The sequence below is a fragment of the Neisseria sp. P0021.S006 genome, assembly GCF_051956895.1.
This window is the reverse complement of sequence record NZ_JBQCWZ010000781.1, coordinates 1-665: the sequence shown is the minus strand read 5'-3', so window position 1 is coordinate 665 and position 665 is coordinate 1. Positions and strand designations below refer to the sequence as shown.

Annotated in this window: 1 protein-coding gene; it reads left to right on the top strand. The window is 46.2% G+C overall.

Going from position 1 to position 665, the window contains the following annotated elements; translation table 11 throughout:
• A partial coding sequence (locus ACTHUM_RS17065) for a radical SAM protein (protein WP_440403562.1) occupies positions 1–436 on the top strand: 436 nt, incomplete at its 5' end.
• Positions 437–665 lie beyond the last annotated feature (229 nt).

The following is a 665-nucleotide window of genomic DNA, read 5'->3' as shown; positions in this document are numbered from 1 at the left end:
AACCCCGCCCGACGTGATGAACCACAACTTGGAAACCCATCCAAGCCTGTATAAAAAAGCCCGTCCGGGTGCCAACTACCAACACTCCCTCGAGCTTCTGCGCCGCTACAAAGAAATGATGCCCCATATTCCGACCAAATCCGGCATCATGGTCGGCTTGGGCGAAACAGACGAGGACGTGCGCGAAATCATGCGCGATATGCGTGCCAACAATATCGAGATGATTACCATCGGCCAATATCTGCAACCTTCAGACGGCCACCTGCCCGTCTTACGCTATGTAACGCCCGATCAATTCAAAGTTTTTGAAAAAGAAGCATACGAATTAGGCTTTACCAATGCCGCCATCGGCGCAATGGTTCGCTCCAGCTACCACGCAGACGAACAAGCAGCCGAAGCTTTGCGTGAAACCCACGGCGGTTGCAGCCACCACTAAGGTTTAAATCATATAAGGCCGCCTGAAAAATCAGGTAACTGTTTTTCAGACGGCCTTTATTTATGCAAAACTCTTTAGATTTTCAAAAAATAAACCTTAGTCAGGCCCTATTGAGCCAATCTTAAGTAATATAAAAAAGCGGCTAAACAGGATAAACACTGTTTGCCGCTTTTTGATTTATTTCTTTATTTTACTTCTTCAACAATTTTGCCGCTTCAATCGCATAGTA